This is a genomic window from Pseudoalteromonas sp. P80D2, from assembly GCF_036680945.1.
Lineage (GTDB): Bacteria > Pseudomonadota > Gammaproteobacteria > Enterobacterales > Alteromonadaceae > Pseudoalteromonas > Pseudoalteromonas shioyasakiensis.
Window position 1 is genome coordinate 312,085 of record NZ_JAZDAR010000047.1, and the last position, 18,644, is coordinate 330,728.

18 protein-coding genes are annotated in these 18,644 nt (G+C 42.4%); all 18 read left to right on the forward strand.

From position 1 onward, the window contains the following. The first annotated feature begins 51 nt into the window (after window positions 1-51). The 18 genes from rbfA to purF all read left to right on the forward strand — a co-directional run bounded on the left by rbfA (window position 52) and on the right by purF (window position 18,626). Entirely contained in the window at window positions 52-456 is a 405-nt protein-coding gene (rbfA, locus tag VRK28_RS13425) for a 30S ribosome-binding factor RbfA (RefSeq protein WP_054553174.1), read from the forward strand. Then, window positions 456-1,400 (forward strand): tRNA pseudouridine(55) synthase TruB, encoded by a 945-nt coding sequence (gene truB / locus VRK28_RS13430; RefSeq protein WP_054553173.1) that lies wholly within the window; start codon window positions 456-458, stop codon window positions 1,398-1,400. Before rbfA ends, truB begins: the two co-directional genes overlap by 1 nt. Before the next feature lie 110 nt (window positions 1,401-1,510). Further along, complete coding sequence (gene rpsO, locus VRK28_RS13435) at window positions 1,511-1,780, forward strand: 30S ribosomal protein S15 (RefSeq protein WP_054553172.1); 270 nt, start codon at window positions 1,511-1,513, stop codon at window positions 1,778-1,780. Window positions 1,781-2,022: 242 nt separating this feature from the next. Next, the gene (gene pnp, locus VRK28_RS13440) at window positions 2,023-4,152 is read left to right on the forward strand and encodes a polyribonucleotide nucleotidyltransferase (protein ID WP_054562096.1); all 2,130 of its coding nucleotides are present in this window, start codon (window positions 2,023-2,025) and stop codon (window positions 4,150-4,152) included. Between the two features lie 128 nt (window positions 4,153-4,280). Then, window positions 4,281-5,159 (forward strand): lipoprotein NlpI, encoded by an 879-nt coding sequence (nlpI, locus tag VRK28_RS13445; RefSeq protein ID WP_062566852.1) that lies wholly within the window; start codon window positions 4,281-4,283, stop codon window positions 5,157-5,159. Continuing rightward, window positions 5,143-6,345 carry a hypothetical protein gene (locus VRK28_RS13450; protein WP_062566853.1) on the forward strand — a complete coding sequence of 401 codons (1,203 nt, stop codon included), beginning with the start codon at window positions 5,143-5,145 and terminating at the stop codon, window positions 6,343-6,345. The genes nlpI and VRK28_RS13450 overlap by 17 nt, the downstream gene beginning before the upstream one ends. A gap of 211 nt (window positions 6,346-6,556) precedes the next feature. After that, window positions 6,557-9,349, forward strand: a complete 2,793-nt coding sequence (locus VRK28_RS13455; protein WP_062566854.1) for a monovalent cation/H+ antiporter subunit A — start codon at window positions 6,557-6,559, stop codon at window positions 9,347-9,349. Next, window positions 9,349-9,693, forward strand: a complete 345-nt coding sequence (locus VRK28_RS13460; protein WP_054553167.1) for a Na+/H+ antiporter subunit C — start codon at window positions 9,349-9,351, stop codon at window positions 9,691-9,693. The genes VRK28_RS13455 and VRK28_RS13460 overlap by 1 nt, the downstream gene beginning before the upstream one ends. Further along, on the forward strand, window positions 9,690-11,207 hold the full coding sequence (locus tag VRK28_RS13465; RefSeq protein WP_062566855.1) for a monovalent cation/H+ antiporter subunit D: 1,518 nt from the start codon (window positions 9,690-9,692) through the stop codon (window positions 11,205-11,207). The genes VRK28_RS13460 and VRK28_RS13465 overlap by 4 nt, the downstream gene beginning before the upstream one ends. Then, window positions 11,207-11,743 (forward strand): Na+/H+ antiporter subunit E, encoded by a 537-nt coding sequence (locus VRK28_RS13470; protein ID WP_062566856.1) that lies wholly within the window; start codon window positions 11,207-11,209, stop codon window positions 11,741-11,743. Before VRK28_RS13465 ends, VRK28_RS13470 begins: the two co-directional genes overlap by 1 nt. Continuing rightward, a complete protein-coding gene (locus VRK28_RS13475; protein ID WP_054553164.1) occupies window positions 11,737-12,006 on the forward strand; it encodes a K+/H+ antiporter subunit F in 270 nt (89 codons plus the stop codon). The genes VRK28_RS13470 and VRK28_RS13475 overlap by 7 nt, the downstream gene beginning before the upstream one ends. A gap of 8 nt (window positions 12,007-12,014) precedes the next feature. Further along, window positions 12,015-12,347 carry a Na+/H+ antiporter subunit G gene (locus tag VRK28_RS13480; RefSeq protein WP_054553163.1) on the forward strand — a complete coding sequence of 111 codons (333 nt, stop codon included), beginning with the start codon at window positions 12,015-12,017 and terminating at the stop codon, window positions 12,345-12,347. Between the two features lie 141 nt (window positions 12,348-12,488). Continuing rightward, complete coding sequence (truA, locus tag VRK28_RS13485; protein WP_054553162.1) at window positions 12,489-13,283, forward strand: tRNA pseudouridine(38-40) synthase TruA; 795 nt, start codon at window positions 12,489-12,491, stop codon at window positions 13,281-13,283. A 158-nt stretch (window positions 13,284-13,441) separates the two neighbouring features. Then, on the forward strand, window positions 13,442-14,317 hold the full coding sequence (gene accD, locus VRK28_RS13490) for an acetyl-CoA carboxylase, carboxyltransferase subunit beta (RefSeq protein WP_055021719.1): 876 nt from the start codon (window positions 13,442-13,444) through the stop codon (window positions 14,315-14,317). Between the two features lie 25 nt (window positions 14,318-14,342). After that, complete coding sequence (gene folC / locus VRK28_RS13495; RefSeq protein WP_062566857.1) at window positions 14,343-15,608, forward strand: bifunctional tetrahydrofolate synthase/dihydrofolate synthase; 1,266 nt, start codon at window positions 14,343-14,345, stop codon at window positions 15,606-15,608. Between the two features lie 11 nt (window positions 15,609-15,619). After that, window positions 15,620-16,273, forward strand: coding sequence for an SPOR domain-containing protein (locus VRK28_RS13500; RefSeq protein ID WP_054562088.1), 654 nt, complete (start codon window positions 15,620-15,622; stop codon window positions 16,271-16,273). A gap of 313 nt (window positions 16,274-16,586) precedes the next feature. After that, window positions 16,587-17,081 (forward strand): CvpA family protein, encoded by a 495-nt coding sequence (locus tag VRK28_RS13505; RefSeq protein ID WP_036969851.1) that lies wholly within the window; start codon window positions 16,587-16,589, stop codon window positions 17,079-17,081. A gap of 18 nt (window positions 17,082-17,099) precedes the next feature. Next, the gene (gene purF, locus VRK28_RS13510) at window positions 17,100-18,626 is read left to right on the forward strand and encodes an amidophosphoribosyltransferase (protein ID WP_054562087.1); all 1,527 of its coding nucleotides are present in this window, start codon (window positions 17,100-17,102) and stop codon (window positions 18,624-18,626) included. The last annotated feature ends 18 nt before the right edge of the window (window positions 18,627-18,644 follow it).

Genomic DNA, 18,644 nt, shown 5'->3' on the forward strand with positions numbered 1-18,644 from the left:
AATTAACTTATTCTTTAACATCAATAAGTTATTATTTTAGAGTGAAATGAAATGAGAGAATTTTCTCGCACTGATCGTGTTGCACAGCAAATTCAAAAAGAGATTGCTGTTATTCTGCAACGCGAAATTAAAGATCCACGCTTAGGCATGGTGACAGTGTCTGCGGTTGAGGTATCTCGCGACTTATCTTACGCAAAAGTATTTATCACAGTGTTTAATACTGATGATGAAGATAAAGCCAAGCAAAGCGCTAAAATATTAAATGAAGCAACGGGTTATATTCGTTCTTTATTAGGTAAACGTATTCGTGCGCGCATCATGCCTGAGTTACGTTTTGTGATCGATAACTCGCTTATGGAAGGTATGCGTATTTCAAACTTGGTTGATTCAGTTATTCGTGAAGACAATGCCAAGCATGTAGACGAAGATGACAGCGAAGAAGGCACTAAAGACTAATGGCTAGACGCAGTAAAGGTCGTGCTATTGACGGCATCTTATTACTTAATAAGCCGCAAGGTATTTCATCAAACAAAGCATTGCAGCAAGCAAAGGGAATTTACTTTGCTCAAAAAGCAGGCCACACCGGTGCGCTTGATCCGCTCGCGACGGGTATGCTGCCTATTTGTTTTGGTGAAGCGACTAAGTTTACCCAGTTCTTGCTTGATACTGACAAAACCTATGTTGTACGCGCCAAACTTGGTGAGCGAACCACTACCTCTGATTCAGATGGTGAAGTGGTTGAAACGCGCGACGTATCGGTCACCCGTGAACAATTAGCTGAGCAAATTGCCAGTTTCTTAGGTGAGTCGGATCAATACCCTTCGATGTACTCTGCGCTAAAATACCAAGGTCAGCCTTTGTATAAATATGCTCGCGAAGGTATCGAAGTGCCGCGTAAGTGTCGAAAAATTAATGTATTTAGTTTAACGCTTGATGAGTTTGATGAAGCTAATAATGAAGTACAAATGACGGCACATGTGTCTAAAGGCACTTATATTCGTACTATTGTAGACGACTTAGGTGAAAAGCTTGGCTGTGGTGCGCATGTCATCATGTTGCATCGCAGTGCAGTTGGCCATTATCCAAGTGAGAAAATGGTCACTCTTGAGCAACTTGAAGAAAAGCTACAGCAAGCAAAAGCAGACGATGTTGCGCCTTCAAGCTACCTCGATGAGCTATTACTGCCAATGGATACTGCTTTGGTTGATTTACCTGTGATTGAGATTACTCAAGAGCAGGGCGTGGCATTTAGTCATGGTCAAACAGTCGTGATTGGTAAGCCTGTACCAGATGGTGTGGTAAAGGTAATGGCTGATGGGGTGTTCATTGGCACTGGTGAGCGTCATAAAGACGGTCATTTAAAATCAAAGCGTGGCTTATCAAATCAACTGCCTGAGTAAAGATTACCTTGTAGTTATTAGCAAAGCTGGGTAGAATACGCCCCGCTCAATCGTTTTGGCTGAATTAGTGATCGGCTAAAACACAATTTAAATTAATTTTTGGAGTTACTATGTCACTAAGCAATCAAGAAAAAGTTGAAATCATCGCTAAATTTGCACGCGCTGAAGGCGACACTGGTTCACCTGAAGTACAAGTTGCACTTCTAACTTTCGATATCAACAAGCTTCAAGGTCACTTTGCTAGCCACAAGCACGACTTCCACTCACGTCGTGGTCTTCTTCGCAAAGTAAGCCAACGCCGTAAACTGCTTGACTACCTTAAAGGTAAAGACATTGCACGTTACACTGCGTTAATCCAAGAGCTTGGCCTACGTCGCTAAGAACTAGATTACGAGAAAAGGGGCTATTTAGCCCCTTTTTTTGTGCGCGCATGAAAGGTATACTAGCGCACACCTAGGTAGTGGATACTGCTTAGATATCAAAAAACATCATTGCCAATTGTAGTACTTAATCGTGTTTTCATAAGCACAATTAAGTACTGTAATTGGTACTTTGATGGACTATTTTTTACCAATTCGGAGCACAGCTCTGAGTTGCTTTTACATTTAAAGGACATTTTTAAGTGCAAGCAATTATTAAAGAATTTCAACTAGGTCAACACACTGTGACTCTAGAAACTGGTGCTATCGCTCGTCAAGCTGACGGCGCAGTACTAGCAAGCATTGGCGATACTTCAGTATTAGTTACTGTTGTTGGTAAGCGTGATGCACAACCAGGTCAAGACTTCTTCCCACTAACAGTAAACTATCAAGAGCGTATGTACGCTGCAGGTCGTATCCCTGGTGGTTTCCTTAAGCGTGAAGGTCGTCCTAACGATGGCGAAACACTTATCGCTCGTCTAATCGACCGTCCAATTCGTCCACTTTTCCCAGATGGTTTCGTAAACGAAGTACAAGTAATCGCGACAGTTGTTTCTGTTAACCCAGAAATCCAACCTGACATGGTTGCTATGATTGGTACTTCAGCAGCACTTGCTATCTCTGGTATTCCATTCAATGGTCCTATCGGTGCATCACGTGTTGGTTTCATCAACGGTGAATACGTACTTAACCCAACACTAGCTGAGCTTGAAGAAAGCCAATTAGACCTAGTTGTTGCTGGTACTGATAACGCAGTACTTATGGTTGAATCAGAAGCTGAAACACTATCTGAAGACGTAATGTTAGGTGCGGTTGTTTATGGTCATGAGCAATCTCAAGCTATCATCAACGCAATCAACGAGTTCAAAGCTGAAGCGGGTAAACCAGCTTGGGATTGGACTGCACCAGAGAAAAACGTAACACTTGCTGAGAAAATCTCTGCAATTGCTGCTGATAAAGTAGGTGAAGCATACCGCATCACTGACAAAGTAGCGCGTAAAGAAGCACTAGGTGCAGCGAAAGAAGAAGTTGTTGCTACATTAACAGCTGAACTTGCTGAAGGCGAAGAGCTAGATACGCAAGAAGTTGGCAAACTATTCGGTTCTTTAGAAAAAGAAATCGTTCGTGGCCGTATCATCGCTGGTGAAAAACGTATCGATGGTCGTGAACCAGATATGGTTCGTGCACTAGACGTAATGACGGGTGTTTTACCTCGTACTCACGGTTCTGCAATCTTCACGCGTGGTGAGACGCAAGCACTTGTAACTGCAACGCTTGGTACTGAGCGTGATTCACAGTTAATTGACGACTTAACAGGTACTAACAAGCATCACTTCATGCTTCACTACAACTTCCCTCCGTTCTGTGTAGGTGAAACAGGTTTTGTAGGCTCTCCTAAGCGTCGTGAAATTGGTCACGGTAACCTAGCTAAGCGTGGTATTGCTGCGGTACTACCTACACTTACTGACTTCCCATACTCAATCCGTGTTGTTTCAGAAATCACTGAATCAAACGGTTCATCGTCTATGGCATCAGTATGTGGTACGTCACTAGCACTTATGAACGCAGGTGTTCCAATTAAAGCATCTGTTGCTGGTATCGCGATGGGTCTAGTTAAAGAAGGCGACGATTTCGTTGTTCTTTCAGATATCTTAGGTGATGAAGATCACTTAGGTGACATGGACTTTAAAGTAGCGGGTACTTCAAACGGTATCACTGCACTACAAATGGATATCAAGATCGAAGGTATCACTAAAGAAATCATGCAAATCGCTCTTAAACAAGCGAAAGCAGCACGTCTACACATCTTAGGTGTTATGGACGAAGCGATTGCAGCACCTTCTGAAGAGTTATCTCAATTCGCACCACGCATCTACACAATGCAAATCCCTGCGAAGAAAATTGCTGAAGTTATCGGTAAAGGTGGCGCAACTATCCGTCAACTTACTGAAGAAACTGGCACAACGATCGAAATCGAAGATGACGGTACAATCAAGATCGCTGCAACTGATGGCATCAGCGCAAACGATGCAATCAAGCGTATCGAGCAATTAACTGCTGAGCTAGAAGTAGGTACTATCTACACTGGTAAAGTTGTACGTATCGTTGATTTTGGTGCGTTCGTTAATATCCTTCCGGGTAAAGACGGTCTAGTGCACATTTCACAAATCAGCACAGAGCGTGTTAACAACGTAACTGACCACCTAAGCGAAGGCCAAGAAGTTAAAGTTAAAGTTCTTGAAGTAGATCGCCAAGGTCGTGTACGTCTAAGCATCAAAGAAGCAATGGAACCAGCTGCTGAAGAAAAAGCAGAAGAGTCTAAAGACGCTTAATGATGATTGAATAACCAGTTATTTGCTGGATATAAGAAAAAGGGGCTGTTTAGCCCCTTTTTTTATGCTTTAATGAAACCTATCCGCTTCGCCTTTGTCTACAGAGAATTCAGGTATTAAGGAATTTAATGATTTTTAAACACTTAGCATTGACCGCTGTGGCTATTTTTTCTTTAAGTGCATGTCAAACAACTTCACAACCTGAGTCAGTCCCTATTGTTAATGTGCCTTTTACTGCACCATTAGCGCCTGATTTTCGTAACGAAATTACGATTGCTCGCTATTCTGAACTACTAAACCGTGCTGATTTAAGTGCCGAGCAACAAGCCAAACTTTATTACGATCGCGGTGTATTATTTGACAGCTTAGGTATGTCGACTTTAGCGCGTATTGACTTTAACCGTGCGATTAAGCTCAAACCAGACCTAGCAGAGGTGTATAACTTCTTAGGCATTCATCACACACTAATGCAGCAGTATGAACAAGCTTATGAGTTCTTTGATTCGGCACTTGAGCTTAACGAGCAACACGAGTATGCCTATTTAAATCGTGGTATTGCCCTTTACTATGGTGACCGTCCATCACTTGCACAAGATGACTTACAGCAGTTTTTAAATCGTTCGCCAAGCGACCCTTACCGTGTGCTATGGCTTTATTTAGCTCAATCAGAAGCTAATAAAGCGCAGGCCTTAGTTGATTTAAAAGCTAACTCGCAGGGTGTTGATGAGTCTCAATGGGGTTACCAACTGTTGGCACTTTATTTAGGTGACATCAGTGAGTTCGAGTTTTTATCTGGAATTATTGAAGGTGTAACTTCAGAGCAAGAGTATGCGCATCGCTTATGCGAAGCTTATTTCTACCTAGCGAAGATGCATCAAGCGGCGGGTGATAACTATCTTGCTGCCGATTACTTTAGACTTGCCCTTGCCACCAATGTGCATGAGTTTGTTGAATACAAATATGCCCGCTTAGAGCTTGAGTTAATGGCTGGTGAAAACGCAAGCTAAGGTTTCTTTTACTGCTATTCTATTACTGAGCTTGGGTTCCGTACCAAGCTCAGTGTCTCGTTATATTCCCGCTTATGCTTATTACGCAAATACTACTCCTTCACAAGCAACAGCTATCTATTATTTAGCACCCAGTGCCATTAATTTGCAGCATTTAGTGCTGAGTAACTCACAGCTTCGTCAGTTAGCAAGGCTTAATGATAGTAATGCTGCGTATCAACTTGCGCTCAGATTTTTGCTGCAACATGATTACACTGCAGCAAAATTATGGTGGCAGCCTTACTTTGCTACATTCAATTCAGCTCAGCAACAAACCTTAGCGGAGCAGCTAGTCAGAGCAAACCAGTGGCTCGATATAAGTTACCTAGGTAAAGCTGGCAAGTTACCTGAGGGAAATGCCAAGCAAGCTTGGCTGTTGCAACAACAAATGCCGCCAGCTCAAATTGACCCAGCTTATGCGCAGCAACAGCAATTAGCCTTATCAACATCAAGTATACAAGCAAGCAGTCAGTGCCAATTTAATGTTTTAATGATGACAGATCATTACAAGGGCATTGATACTTTAAAGCTGTATAAGCAGCAATACAGTAAAGCGCCTGAGCCTGCAAAAGGCAGCTTTTGTTTTACTGACGTTGTTTATGTTGCTGATAAGTTTAGTTGCGATGATAGTAGTGGGGCGCTTAAGTGTAACTGGCAAAATGCGGCAGCACATCCGTGGCCTGAAGGTTTTGACTTTATTGTGATGATGTCAAAGCAAGGGGCTGCTAATGTGCTTGGCGGGATTATGCATATCAATTCATCGCAATCTTATGCGGTATTTTTACATGAGCTAATGCATTTCAATGGCTTTGAAGATGAGTATGTTTTAGCAGAGCAAAAACAACAGTGGCTGTGTAAGCAACAGGGGCTGGTTGCGCCAAATCTGTTTATTGCAAATAAGGTTTCCCCACCAAAAGGCTGGCAAAAAAGTATCGCTTGTAGCAATCAGTTAGCCTATAAACCAAGCCCTAATTGGTCAATAATGCAATACCAAACTATGAGCCTGTCTGAGCAATACCGTGAGCTTTGGCAAAAACAAATTAACCAGCCCTTAACAAAGCCGATTCGGTTTTCTGAATATTTTGCCTTTTTAGGCTTAAAGCCAGTGTTTACAACAGCTTCCAAAGAGCAGAAATTTTCTGACTAATCGTCTATTTATTGCTATTTTAGTATGCAAAGCGGTTAAATGTTGTGCAAATAGGTGTGTCTCCTATAGACAAAATAGCACCTGATCAGTATAACTATACGCATTGTAAGCTTTTTTTGAAGCCAACTTTTAACCATCCAAATGAACAGTACGCAACTAATTAAAACTAGAGCGGTATTGATATTCTTATGACACTAAAAGGCTCCTAATTATGACTTTGCTCTGGATACCCCTGTTATCCTTAATCGGCAGTGTTATTTCATCCTGCACTTCAAAACTAACACGTAACCAAAGCACTGCTTTGACCATGTTAGCGCCTTTGATTGCCCTTGGAATTGTATTTTCGTATACCCCTGCAGTCTTTTCTGGTGAAACAATTCGCTACACTGCTGAGTGGATCCCTCTTTTAAACATGCAAGTCTCGTTTCGACTTGATGGTTTAACGTTACTTTTTCTATATATGATCTTGGGTATCGGTACCCTGGTGATTTTTTATGCGCGTTATTACTTGAGTAGTAGCGACTCAATGCCAAAGCTATACTGCTATTTAATGCTATTTATGACCGCAATGGTCGGCATCGTGATGTCGAATAATGTGATCCAGCTGTGGTTTTTCTGGGAGCTCACAAGTATTAGCTCGTTCTTATTGATTAGCTATTGGTGGCATAAGTCAGAAGCTCGCAAAGGCGCGCGTATGGCACTTGCTATTACAGGTGCCGGTGGTCTTGCGTTACTAGCAGGTTTATTACTAATTGGTGATATTGTTGGTAGCTATAATCTTGATGTGATTTTAGCAAGCAAAGCGCTTATTCAATCTCATGCACTTTATGAAGCTGCGCTGGTATTAGTGCTTTTAGGTGCATTTACCAAATCTGCACAATTTCCATTTCATTTTTGGTTACCACATGCCATGGCAGCACCGACACCAGTCAGTGCCTACTTGCACTCCGCAACCATGGTTAAAGCAGGCATCTTTTTATTAGCGCGTTTTTATCCAGCGCTATCAGGCACAGATACTTGGTTTATCTTAGTGGCAATGACGGGTCTGGCGACTTTATTGGTTGGCGCTTATATCGCGTTATTTAAGCATGATTTAAAAGGCTTGCTGGCTTATTCAACAATCAGCCATTTAGGTTTAATTACCTTACTGCTTGGTTTAGACACTGAGCTTGCTACAGTGGCTGCTATCTTCCACATCATTAACCACGCAACCTTTAAAGCGTCGTTATTTATGGCAACGGGTATCATTGACCATGAAACTGGCACCCGTGATATGCGTAAACTTAATGGTATGTGGCGATTTATGCCGTATACCGCCACACTTGCTATGGTAGCAGCGGCAGCCATGGCGGGCGTGCCACTGTTAAATGGTTTCTTGTCGAAAGAAATGTTCTTTGCCGAAACACTGCATCAGCAAGTGCTTGGCTCTATGTCTTGGTTAATTCCAGTGTTAGCGACTATTGCTGGTGCACTCTCTGTCGCGTATTCAGCACGCTTTATTCACGACGTGTTTTTTAACGGCGACCCAATCGATTTGCCAAAACAGCCTCATGAGCCACCACGCTATATGCGTGTACCAATCGAAATTTTGGTTGTGCTGTGTTTACTCGTCGGTATGTTCCCGCACTTTGCAGTAAGTGATATTTTAGCTTCGGCGTCTTATGCAGTGCTTGGCGATGCAGCCCCAGATTATAAGCTATCTGTATGGCATGGCTTTAACTTACCTCTGTTAATGAGCTTTATTGCAACAAGCGTGGGTGTGATGATTTATGTGCAGCGTAAGCACCTGTTCCACTTCCAAGCGTCATTGCCAACTTTAAATGCTAAAAAAGGCTTTGAGCGTGGCTTATATAGCTTAATTAAATGGTCACAAGAAAAGATTAAACGAATCGAAAATGGCTCGTTACAGCGCTATGCCTTTGTAATGATTGCTGTGGTGCTTATGTGTGCGGGCTGGCCTTTATTTGAAATGCGCCAGTTAGCAGGAGCAAGTGAGTTAACCCCAATTGATTTCCATAATGCTATTGGTGCTGGCTTACTAATAATTGGTGCGCTGGCAACGGTTATTTGGCACCGCTCACGAATGATATCTTTGATTATGATTTCAATCGTAGGCCTGATGGTATCTGTTGCATTTACTCGATTCTCTGCGCCAGATTTAGCGCTGACTCAGTTAACCGTTGAAGTTGTTACCGTAATGCTACTGATGCTTGCACTGTTCTTTTTACCACAGCGTACTCCGAAAGAATCAAGCTCACTGCGTATTCTGCGTGACTTGGGTATCTCATCGGCAATAGGTGTGGTTGTGGCAAGTATTTGTTATGCGCTTCTGACAAGACCACTTGAGTCAATTTCTGACTTCTTTGTTGCTAATGCAAAAACTGGCGGTGGTGGTACTAACGTTGTAAACGTTATCCTCGTTGACTTTAGGGGTTTTGATACCTTAGGTGAAATTACCGTACTAGGTATTGCTGCATTAGGTATTTATAAGCTTCTTATTAACTTGCCGCTGTTTATGCCAGCAAGTGATAGTGAAGGACGCCCATGGGCAAGAGAGCGTTACCCAATTCTATTATCGAGTATTTCACAAAGCTTGTTACCACTGGCATTACTTGTGTCTGCGTATATTTTCTTACGTGGTCATAACTTACCAGGTGGTGGTTTTATTGCAGGACTAGTTACCGCGATTGCATTTATTTTGCAATATATGGCTAATGGTTCGCACTGGATTGCAGACAGATTTGACGTGAATTATCGTAAGATTATTGCGTCAGGTATTGCTATTGCTTTGTTTACAGGTCTTGGAAGTTGGTTCTTCGAACGTCCATTCCTAACAACCTGGTTTGATTATTTTGATATTCCGCTAGTCGGCAAGACAGAACTTGCTAGTGCTATCGTATTTGATTTAGGTGTGTATTTAACTGTTGTAGGTGCAACGCTGATGATTTTAGCAAGTTTAGGTAAATTAACTGCTGATACACCCAAGCAAGAGGTAAATATTTAATGGAAGTATTGTACGCATCATGCGTCGGCGTGCTGGTTGCATGCGGAATTTACTTAATATTGCGGGCTCGTACCTTCCCGGTGGTACTCGGCCTGACTATGTTGTCGTATGCAGTTAACCTGTTTTTATTCTCTTCAGGTCGTTTAACTATTAACAAAGCGGCTGTACTTGGTACAGGCAGTGAGTATGCCGATCCACTCCCTCAAGCGCTGGTTTTAACAGCCATTGTAATTGGCTTTGCGATGACCGCTTTTGTGGTTATTTTAGCGATTCGTGGTCGTGCTGACTTGGGTAATGACCATGTTGATGGCCATCTTGTTAAGTCATCGAAGGAGCAAAAATGATTCAGCATTTAGCTTCTTTACCAATTTTAATTCCGATGTTGGCAGGGGTTATTTTACTCATGCCGCCATGTGGAAAAAACTTACATATTCGTCGTGTTTCGTCGGTTATTTTGTCGATTGTCACACTATTGGTCAGTGCTTATTTATTATTTTACGTAAATAGTACCGCACCGCTTGTTTACGCAATTGGTGATTGGTCTGCACCATTTGGTATTGTGCTGGTTGCCGATAGGCTAGCAACGCTACTGGTGCTACTTACCAGTTTCCTTGGTGCAGTTGTGGTGCTTTATAGCTGTGCAGGCGATGATAAAAAAGGGAGCTTTTTCCATCCGTTAGTGCACTTTTTAGTGTTAGGTGTAAATGGCGCATTTTTAACTGGCGATGTATTTAACCTGTTCGTATTTTTTGAAGTGCTGTTGATTGCTTCGTATTCATTATTGATGCATGCCGGCAACAAACATAGTACCCGAGCTGCACTGCAGTACGTCATTTTAAACCTGATTGGTTCAAGCGTATTTTTAATTGCGCTGGGTGTACTTTATGGTGTGTTAGGCACATTGAACATTGCTGATTTAGCGCAAAAAGTACCACAGCTGACGGGTGATGATGTTTACCTTGCTAAAATTGGTGGCTTGCTGTTAATCGTGGTATTTGCGTTAAAAGGCGCGTTATTACCGTTACATTTATGGCTACCGAATACCTACGCCAGTGCAATGCCATTAGTTGCTGCATTATTCGCGATTATGACCAAGGTCGGTGTGTATGCCATGTTGCGCGTGTATACCGTAATATTTGGTGATAATGCTGGCGAACTCGCTCACATGGCACAGCCTTGGTTATGGGGCTTAGCACTAGCGACCATAGTGATGGGTGGTATTGGTGTGTTAGCAAGCCAAGATTTTAGAAAGCTTATTGCGAATCTGGTGGTTGTTTCTGTAGGTACTTTAGTGGCATTGGTTGCGATTCAAAATGTTGCTGCAACCGCGGCATTACTTTACTACTTAGTGCATTCAACCATTATTTGCGCTGCACTATTCTTAATTGCGGATTTAATTGCTCAGCAACGTGGTAAAGTTGCCGACCGATTAGTCGCAGGACGCGCCGTTGCACAGCCATATTTACTTGGTACTTTTTTTGTAGTGGCTGCGCTTGCTGTTGTTGGTATGCCACCGTTATCTGGCTTTGTCGGCAAAGTATGGATTTTAAAGAGCACGCTAGATAGCGAAAAAGCCATGTTGTTTTGGCCAATCTATCTAGTTTCGAGTTTAGCGTTATTAGTGGCTGTTTCACGAGCTGGTACCAGCTTATTTTGGGATCACACCCATAAAGACAGTGAAGCAATTGAAGGCACTAAAGCACACCCTGTTAAAGTGATAGCTGTAGTTGCATTACTTGCGTGTTCACCATTAATGGTTGTATTTGCAGGACCGATTTCAGACTATATGTTAGCAACGTCAGAGCAGTTGTTTGATATCAACACTAGCATCAACGCTGTATTACAAGGAGGCCAATAATGCGTTTAGAAGCTCGCTTTCGTTGGTTGCCAACACCATTTCGCAGTGTTTTATTATTCATTGTATGGCTGTTGTTAAATAATAGTGTGTCGCCAGGACACCTATTTTTAGCTGCATTTTTTGCTATTACTATTCCGTGGATTACATTCCCATTTCGTGATCCACAGCCTCTTATTGTAAGGCCGGGTCTTGCGTTTAGGCACTTATTGTTAGTGCTGTACGATATTGTCACTGCCAACTTACAAGTTGCCCTGTTGATCCTTGGGCCAACGAAAAAGTTACGCCCAGGTTTTATCAAAGTACCATTGGATTTAAGTCATGAAATGCCAATCACTATTTTGGCCAGCACAGTATCTTTAACACCGGGTACAGTGAGCGCAGAGGTTTATCCTATTCCTGAGTCACTCGAAGAGGACGAAGAAATTCAGCAGCGCTACTTATTGATCCATGTACTCGATTTAGCTGATGAACAAGCGTTAATTAATACTATTAAGCAGCGCTACGAAGCACCGCTTAAGGAGATTTTTCGATGCTAGATACCGTTTTTCTAATTGTTTTTGCAATGATAGCCATATCTTTATTGTTAAACCTATGGCGTTTAATTGTTGGGCCGTCGGTACCTGATCGTATATTGGCTTTAGATACTATGTTCATAAATACCATTGCTTTAATTATTCTGTATGGCATGAGCATGGGCACCGATTTATATTTTGAAGCCGCATTATTAATCGCCATGCTTGGCTTTGTGAGCACTGTAGCTGTATGTAAATATCTGCTGCGTGGCGATATTATTGAATAAGGTAACGAATGATGAGTGAATGGATTGTATCAATCTTATTATTAATTGGTGGTTGCTTTATTCTTATAGGTTCAATCGGACTTGTGAAAATGCCTGACTTTTTTATGCGCCTGCACGGTCCAACTAAAGCAACAACGCTTGGCATGGCATCATTGTTAATTGCTGCCATGGTGTATTTTAGCTACACCCACGATGGCATCAGTGTGAAAGAAATTTTGATTTCGATTTTCTTACTGATCACCGCACCTATTAGCGGCTATATGCTGATCAAATCAGCCATCCACCACAAGCTTCGTGCTAAAGATGGCACTAAGGGCCTCGATAACATCGAAGAAGATTAATACCTTCTCGCAATAATAGTTAAGCGAATTGGTGTGATATCTGAGTAACCAGAACAATGTGATCTACTACTGTGGCTTTTATTGCGCTCGTAGATCGCATAAAATGCCCCGTCATTTAGTACAGTAGGTAAATAGAGCATTATGCGAGTAGCACTTGGAGTAGAGTACAACGGCGCGCGTTACAGTGGTTGGCAACGTCAATCACACGTCAATAGCGTACAACAAGAAGTAGAAACGGCGTTGTCGCGTATTTGTAATCATCCAGTCGAAATAGTTTGTGCAGGCCGCACCGATGCGGGTGTACATGGCACCGGGCAGGTGATCCATTTTGATACTCACGCTGAGCGTGAAATGGTCGCGTTTACGATGGGTATGAATACCTTACTGCCAAAAGATATTGCTATTCGTTTTGCCAAGCCTGTAAGCGAAGACTTTCATGCTCGTTTTAGTGCCACAGCACGTCGCTATCGTTATGTGATTTATAATTACACCTATCGCGGCGCTATCATGAGTGAAGGGGTGACCCATTTTCATCACCCATTAGACGAAACTAAAATGCAAGAAGCCTGTCAGTATTTAATAGGTGAGCATGATTTTACTTCGTTTAGAGCACTACACTGCCAAGCAAATACAGCAAATCGTACTATTCACCATTTATCGGTAAAACGCCAAGGTGATTATGTGATCATTGATATTAAAGCCAATGCGTTTTTACATCACATGGTACGAAACATCACCGGGTGTTTGATGGACATTGGTCTTCATAAGCATGAACCTGTGTGGTTAAAAGAATTACTCGATTTAAAAGAGCGCGCTAAGGCAAGTGCAACAGCAAAAGCCGCTGGCCTTTACTTAGTTGACGTGGATTACCCAGAACATTTTGGCATTCCTAAAACACCATTAGGGCCTTTGTTTTTACCTGATTCAGACAGTTAGTCTTAAGTCCACGACTACTAAGACCAGTTTTTTATATCGTCTGCGGGTAATTCATGTTTTAATTGAAAAAATCTGTCTGTTTATTTGTTATCAGAAACACAAGTGAGTGTTTCCAATTAAACAGACTGCGACACAGAACAGCATTAAGAGAGTTGCAAATGAGTTGGTTAGAAAAAATCTTACCTAAAACGACTAAATCGTCAGGTCGTAAAGAAATCCCTGAAGGGGTTTGGGCTAAGTGTACAGACTGTGATTCAATTTTATATAAAGCAGAATTAGAAAAAGCACTCAACGTGTGTCCTAAGTGTGATCACCACATGCGTTTAAGTGGCCGTAAACGTCTTGAAAACTTTTTAGATGATGCTGACCGCCAAGAAATTGGTGCAGAGCACGAACCAAAAGACGTATTAAAGTTTAAAGATTCTAAAAAATACTCTGACCGTATTACCCAAGCACAAAAAGCAAGTGGCGAGAAAGACGCACTTGTAGCAATGAAAGGCCGCCTAAAAGGCATTCCTGTTGCTGCTGTTGCTTTTGAGTTCTCGTTTATGGGTGGTTCAATGGCGTCAGTAGTAGGTGCTCGTTTTGTTGAAGCTGTAGATCAATGTTTAGAGCACGACATGCCACTTATTTGTTTCTCTGCATCAGGTGGTGCACGTATGCAAGAAGCACTTATGTCATTAATGCAAATGGCTAAAACAAGTGCTGCACTTGCAAAAATGAGCGAAAAAGGCTTACCGTTTATTTCAGTATTAACTGATCCAACAATGGGTGGTGTATCTGCATCACTGGCAATGCTTGGTGATGTAAACGTTGCTGAACCTAAAGCGCTTATCGGTTTTGCAGGTCCTCGCGTAATTGAGCAAACAGTACGTGAAACGCTTCCTGAAGGTTTCCAACGCAGTGAATTCTTGCTAGAGCATGGTGCAATCGACATGATTGTAGACCGTCGTGAAATGCGTGACACCCTTGCACGTATCTTAGCGAAATTTATGAACTTGCCTTCTACTGAACAAGAGCATAGAGTAGCGTAAATTTCAGCTTAACTGATTAAACGCTATGACAGAAATCCTTCCTAGCCAATCATCAAGCCTTGATGATTGGCTTTGTTATTTAGAAAGTGTCCATCCTGCTAATATCGAAATGGGTTTAGAGCGCGTAGAACGCGTGGCAAACCAAGTCGGCTTACTCGATACATCAAGCAAAATAATCCTAATTGCAGGCACCAACGGTAAAGGGACTACAGCCCGTTGCCTAGAAAGTTTATTACTTGCACAGGGTTACAGTGTGGGTACTTATGCTTCGCCGCATCTTATTCGTTATAACGAGCGCGTACGTATTAATGGCCAAGAGCTTGACGATCAATTCCATGTTGATGCTTTCGATATGCTTGAAAAAGGCCGTGGTGACACGCAGCTTACTTATTTTGAGTACGGTACCTTAGGCGCACTGGCTATTTTCAAACGTCACGCCGTTGATTATGTGCTGCTAGAAGTGGGGCTGGGTGGCCGTTTTGATGCGACTAATATCGTGAATCCGCATGCTTGTGTGATCACCACCATAGATTTAGACCATAAAGAATACCTAGGTGATACTCGTGAACTTGTTGGGTATGATAAAGCCGGTATTTTCCGTACCAATACACCGGCTATTGTTGGCGATTTAGCTATTCCGCATACAGTGACTGATTATGGTAATGAAATTAACGCTGATATGGTGCTATCAGGCCAAGACTTCATATTCACAGAAGACAGTGAAGGCTTTAACTGGCAGTACCAAGATAACGATTGGCGCTTAGCTAAGCCTGCTATCCCTTGTCAAAATGCAGCAACCGCGTTGACCTTACTTGCAAAGCTTGAGCTATTGCCAAGCGAGCAACAAGTGCGTGATTGCTTGGCGAATCTAACTGTAGAAGGGCGCTTTCAGCAGTTAAGTCAGCAGCCGCTTGTTTTTACCGATGTTGCACATAATCCTGAGTCAGCTCGATATTTGGCACGCAAATTAAGCGTGTATAAAGATCAAGGGTTTAAAATTCATGCATTAGTCGCTATGCTTGCAGATAAAGATAAAGTGGCTGCAATGTCTGCCGTGGCAAATGTTGTTGACCAGTGGTCGTTAGCAAGCTTAGATTGTTTTCGTGGCGACAAAGTTGAGAATCTTGCTAAAGCACTAGCCGAAACCACATCAACAGCGCCTAGTACGCACTATGAGAGTGTTGAAACTGCGCTAGATACGTTATTACCAAATGTTGATGAAAACACGTTAGTGATTGTGTTCGGTTCGTTTATAACTGTGGCTGCAGCCATCAATTACTTTAAAAAATAGAGAGGAAATCGGTGAACGCAGGGTTTATTAATCGCTTAGTAGGCACCACGATTGTGGTTGTGGCGGCTATTGTCTTCATTCCAAACATTTTGGATGGTGAGAAGGTTCATTATAAAGAAGGCTTTAAAGCTATTCCTGAACGCCCTGAGTTCACTACGATAGACTTGCAAGAGGTGATTGATAATAAAGTCGCCTCTGCCGAGCAACCTTCGCAAATCCCGGTTGAAGATACGCAAGCAAACGATGCTGATCTTGTCGCAAATGAAACCCAGCAAATTGATACTGCACCGCAAATGGTTGAAGCTTCAACTGATGAGCCAGTAATTAACAAAGCTGAGCCGAAAGTTGCAGTGCAAGAGCCAGCCAAGCCAGCTGCTAAAACGCCTGAGCCAACCCGTAAGCCAGAAGAGAACCTCACACAAATGGCTTATGTTATTCAACTGGGCAGTTTTTCTCACGCACCTAATGTGAAATCACTACAAGAAAAATTAAAAGCGAATGGTTTCAAAACCTTCACTCGCCCAATCAAAACCCCGAACGGCACACTGACAAAAGTCTTTGTAGGTCCTTCACTTAGCAAGAAAGAGTTAGAAAGTAAGCTTCCTGAGTTAAAGCAGTTAACCAAGTTAAACGGCAAAGTTACTCAGTTTGAAATTACAAAATGATCTGGCAATTCCAAATACCCAAACCACCTGTAGATCCATGATTCAGCGCTATCACAGGGTTTTCAATACAAGGCGTGGCGATGCAGGAATGTAGGTACCTTTCAAATTGCCACAACACAGTAGTGGAAGCCCCGTGAAGCGCCCGAAGGGCATGGCTAAAACGCATTTATTCTGCGTTATTGATTTTGACAAGGGGACACCATTCCCTACAATCAATGCCTTGCCTAAATGCGTTTTATCTCATGCTGAATTCTTGCATCCACAGGTGGTTTGGGTATAGAATGCGCCCCAAATTAACGACTAGTTGGTTCTTATGATCTGGGTTGATTACGCCATACTTGGCATTATTGCACTATCCACTATCATCGGCTTAATACGTGGCTTTGTAAAAGAAGCAATGTCATTAGCTGTATGGGCTGGCGCATTTATCATCTCTAGTTTGTTTTACCAATATTTAGCATCCTTCCTAACAAGTATTTCAGAACCCCTTTTAAGAAATGCAGCCGCAATAGCCATATTATTTTTTGCGACACTCCTGTTGGGTGGGTTACTAAACTATATTTTAGGTGAACTTGTACAACGTACTGGTTTATCTGGCACAGACCGTGTTTTCGGCATAGTGTTTGGTGCTCTTCGTGGCGTGTTGGTCGTAAGCGCGTTACTCTTCTTTCTTGATGCTTTTACCGGTGCACCTAATACGCATTGGTGGGGCAACTCTATTTTGATTCCAGAATTTGGCTTTGTTGTTGAGTGGTTCTTCTCGTACCTCGAAAACAACTCGAGCTTTTTAAATTCTGTAAACCGTTAATCGGCGAGGATAAATTTAATGTGTGGTATCGTTGGCATAGTCGGAACTTCTCCTGTTAATCAGGCGTTATATGACGGCTTAACTGTTTTGCAACACCGCGGTCAAGATGCAGCTGGCATCATTACCATTGAAAACAACACGTTTAGCTTACGTAAAGCCAATGGCCTTGTAAAAGATGTATTTCATACCCGTCATATGAAACGTCTGCAAGGTACAATTGGTATTGGCCATGTTCGCTACCCGACAGCTGGTTCTTCTAGCTCGTCTGAAGCGCAACCTTTCTATGTTAACTCGCCATTTGGTATCGCACTTGCGCACAATGGTAACTTAACAAACGCAGAAGCATTAAAGCAGCAATTATTTTCAGAAGCTCGCCGTCATGTTAATACAACATCTGACTCTGAAATTTTACTTAACATCATGGCGCATGAATTAAGTAAATCGAACAAGCTAAAACTTGATGCTGAAGATATCTTCACAGCGGTAACTGAAGTGAATAATAAAGTAACCGGTGGTTATGCAACAATTGCAATGATCATTGGTCACGGTATTGTTGCGTTTCGTGATCCGAACGGTATTCGCCCATTAGTATTTGGTAAGCGTGAAACTGCAAATGGTACTGAGTACATGTTTGCATCAGAAAGCGTTGCTTTAAAAACAGATGGCTTTGAGTTTGTTCGTGACGTTGCACCAGGTGAAGCAATTTACGTAACTGAAGATGGTCAACTTTTCTCGCAAGCGTGTGCTGAAAAAGCAACTTACTCGCCGTGTATCTTTGAGTTTGTTTACTTTGCGCGCCCAGACTCAACAATTGACCGTATGTCTGTTTATGCAACACGTGTAAACATGGGTACTAAGTTAGGTGAGAAAATCGCACGTGAATGGGCTGACAAAGACATCGACGTGGTTATTCCAATCCCAGAAACATCATGTGACGTAGCACTAGAGATTGCATCAGCCCTTAACCTGCCATACCGCCAAGGTTTTGTTAAAAACCGCTACATTGGCCGTACGTTTATCATGCCAGGTCAAGAAATGCGTAAGAAGTCAGTTCGTCAAAAACTGAATGCCATTGACCGTGAGTTCAAAGGTAAAAACGTATTACTTGTTGATGACTCAATTGTGCGTGGTACAACGTCAGCGCAAATCGTAGAAATGGCTCGTGAGTCAGGTGCGAAGAACGTTTACTTCGCATCAGCAGCGCCTGAGATTCGCTTCCCGAACGTTTACGGTATTGATATGCCATCGGCAGCTGAGCTAATTGCGCATGGCCGTGAAGTTGAAGATATCAACGCAAGTATTGGTGCAGATGGTCTTATCTATCAATCGCTAGATGACTTAATCTCAGCAGTAAGCCAAGAAAACCCAGAAATCACCCGTTTTGAAACATCAGTATTTGATGGTCAATACATCACAGGTGATATCGACCAAGATTACCTAAACCACATTGACCGTTTACGTAATGATTCAGCGAAATCAACTCGTGAAAATGCGATGTCAGCAAGTTTAGAGTTACATAACCAAGAAGAAAACAGCGCTGATTAATCAGCCTTGATTTGATTG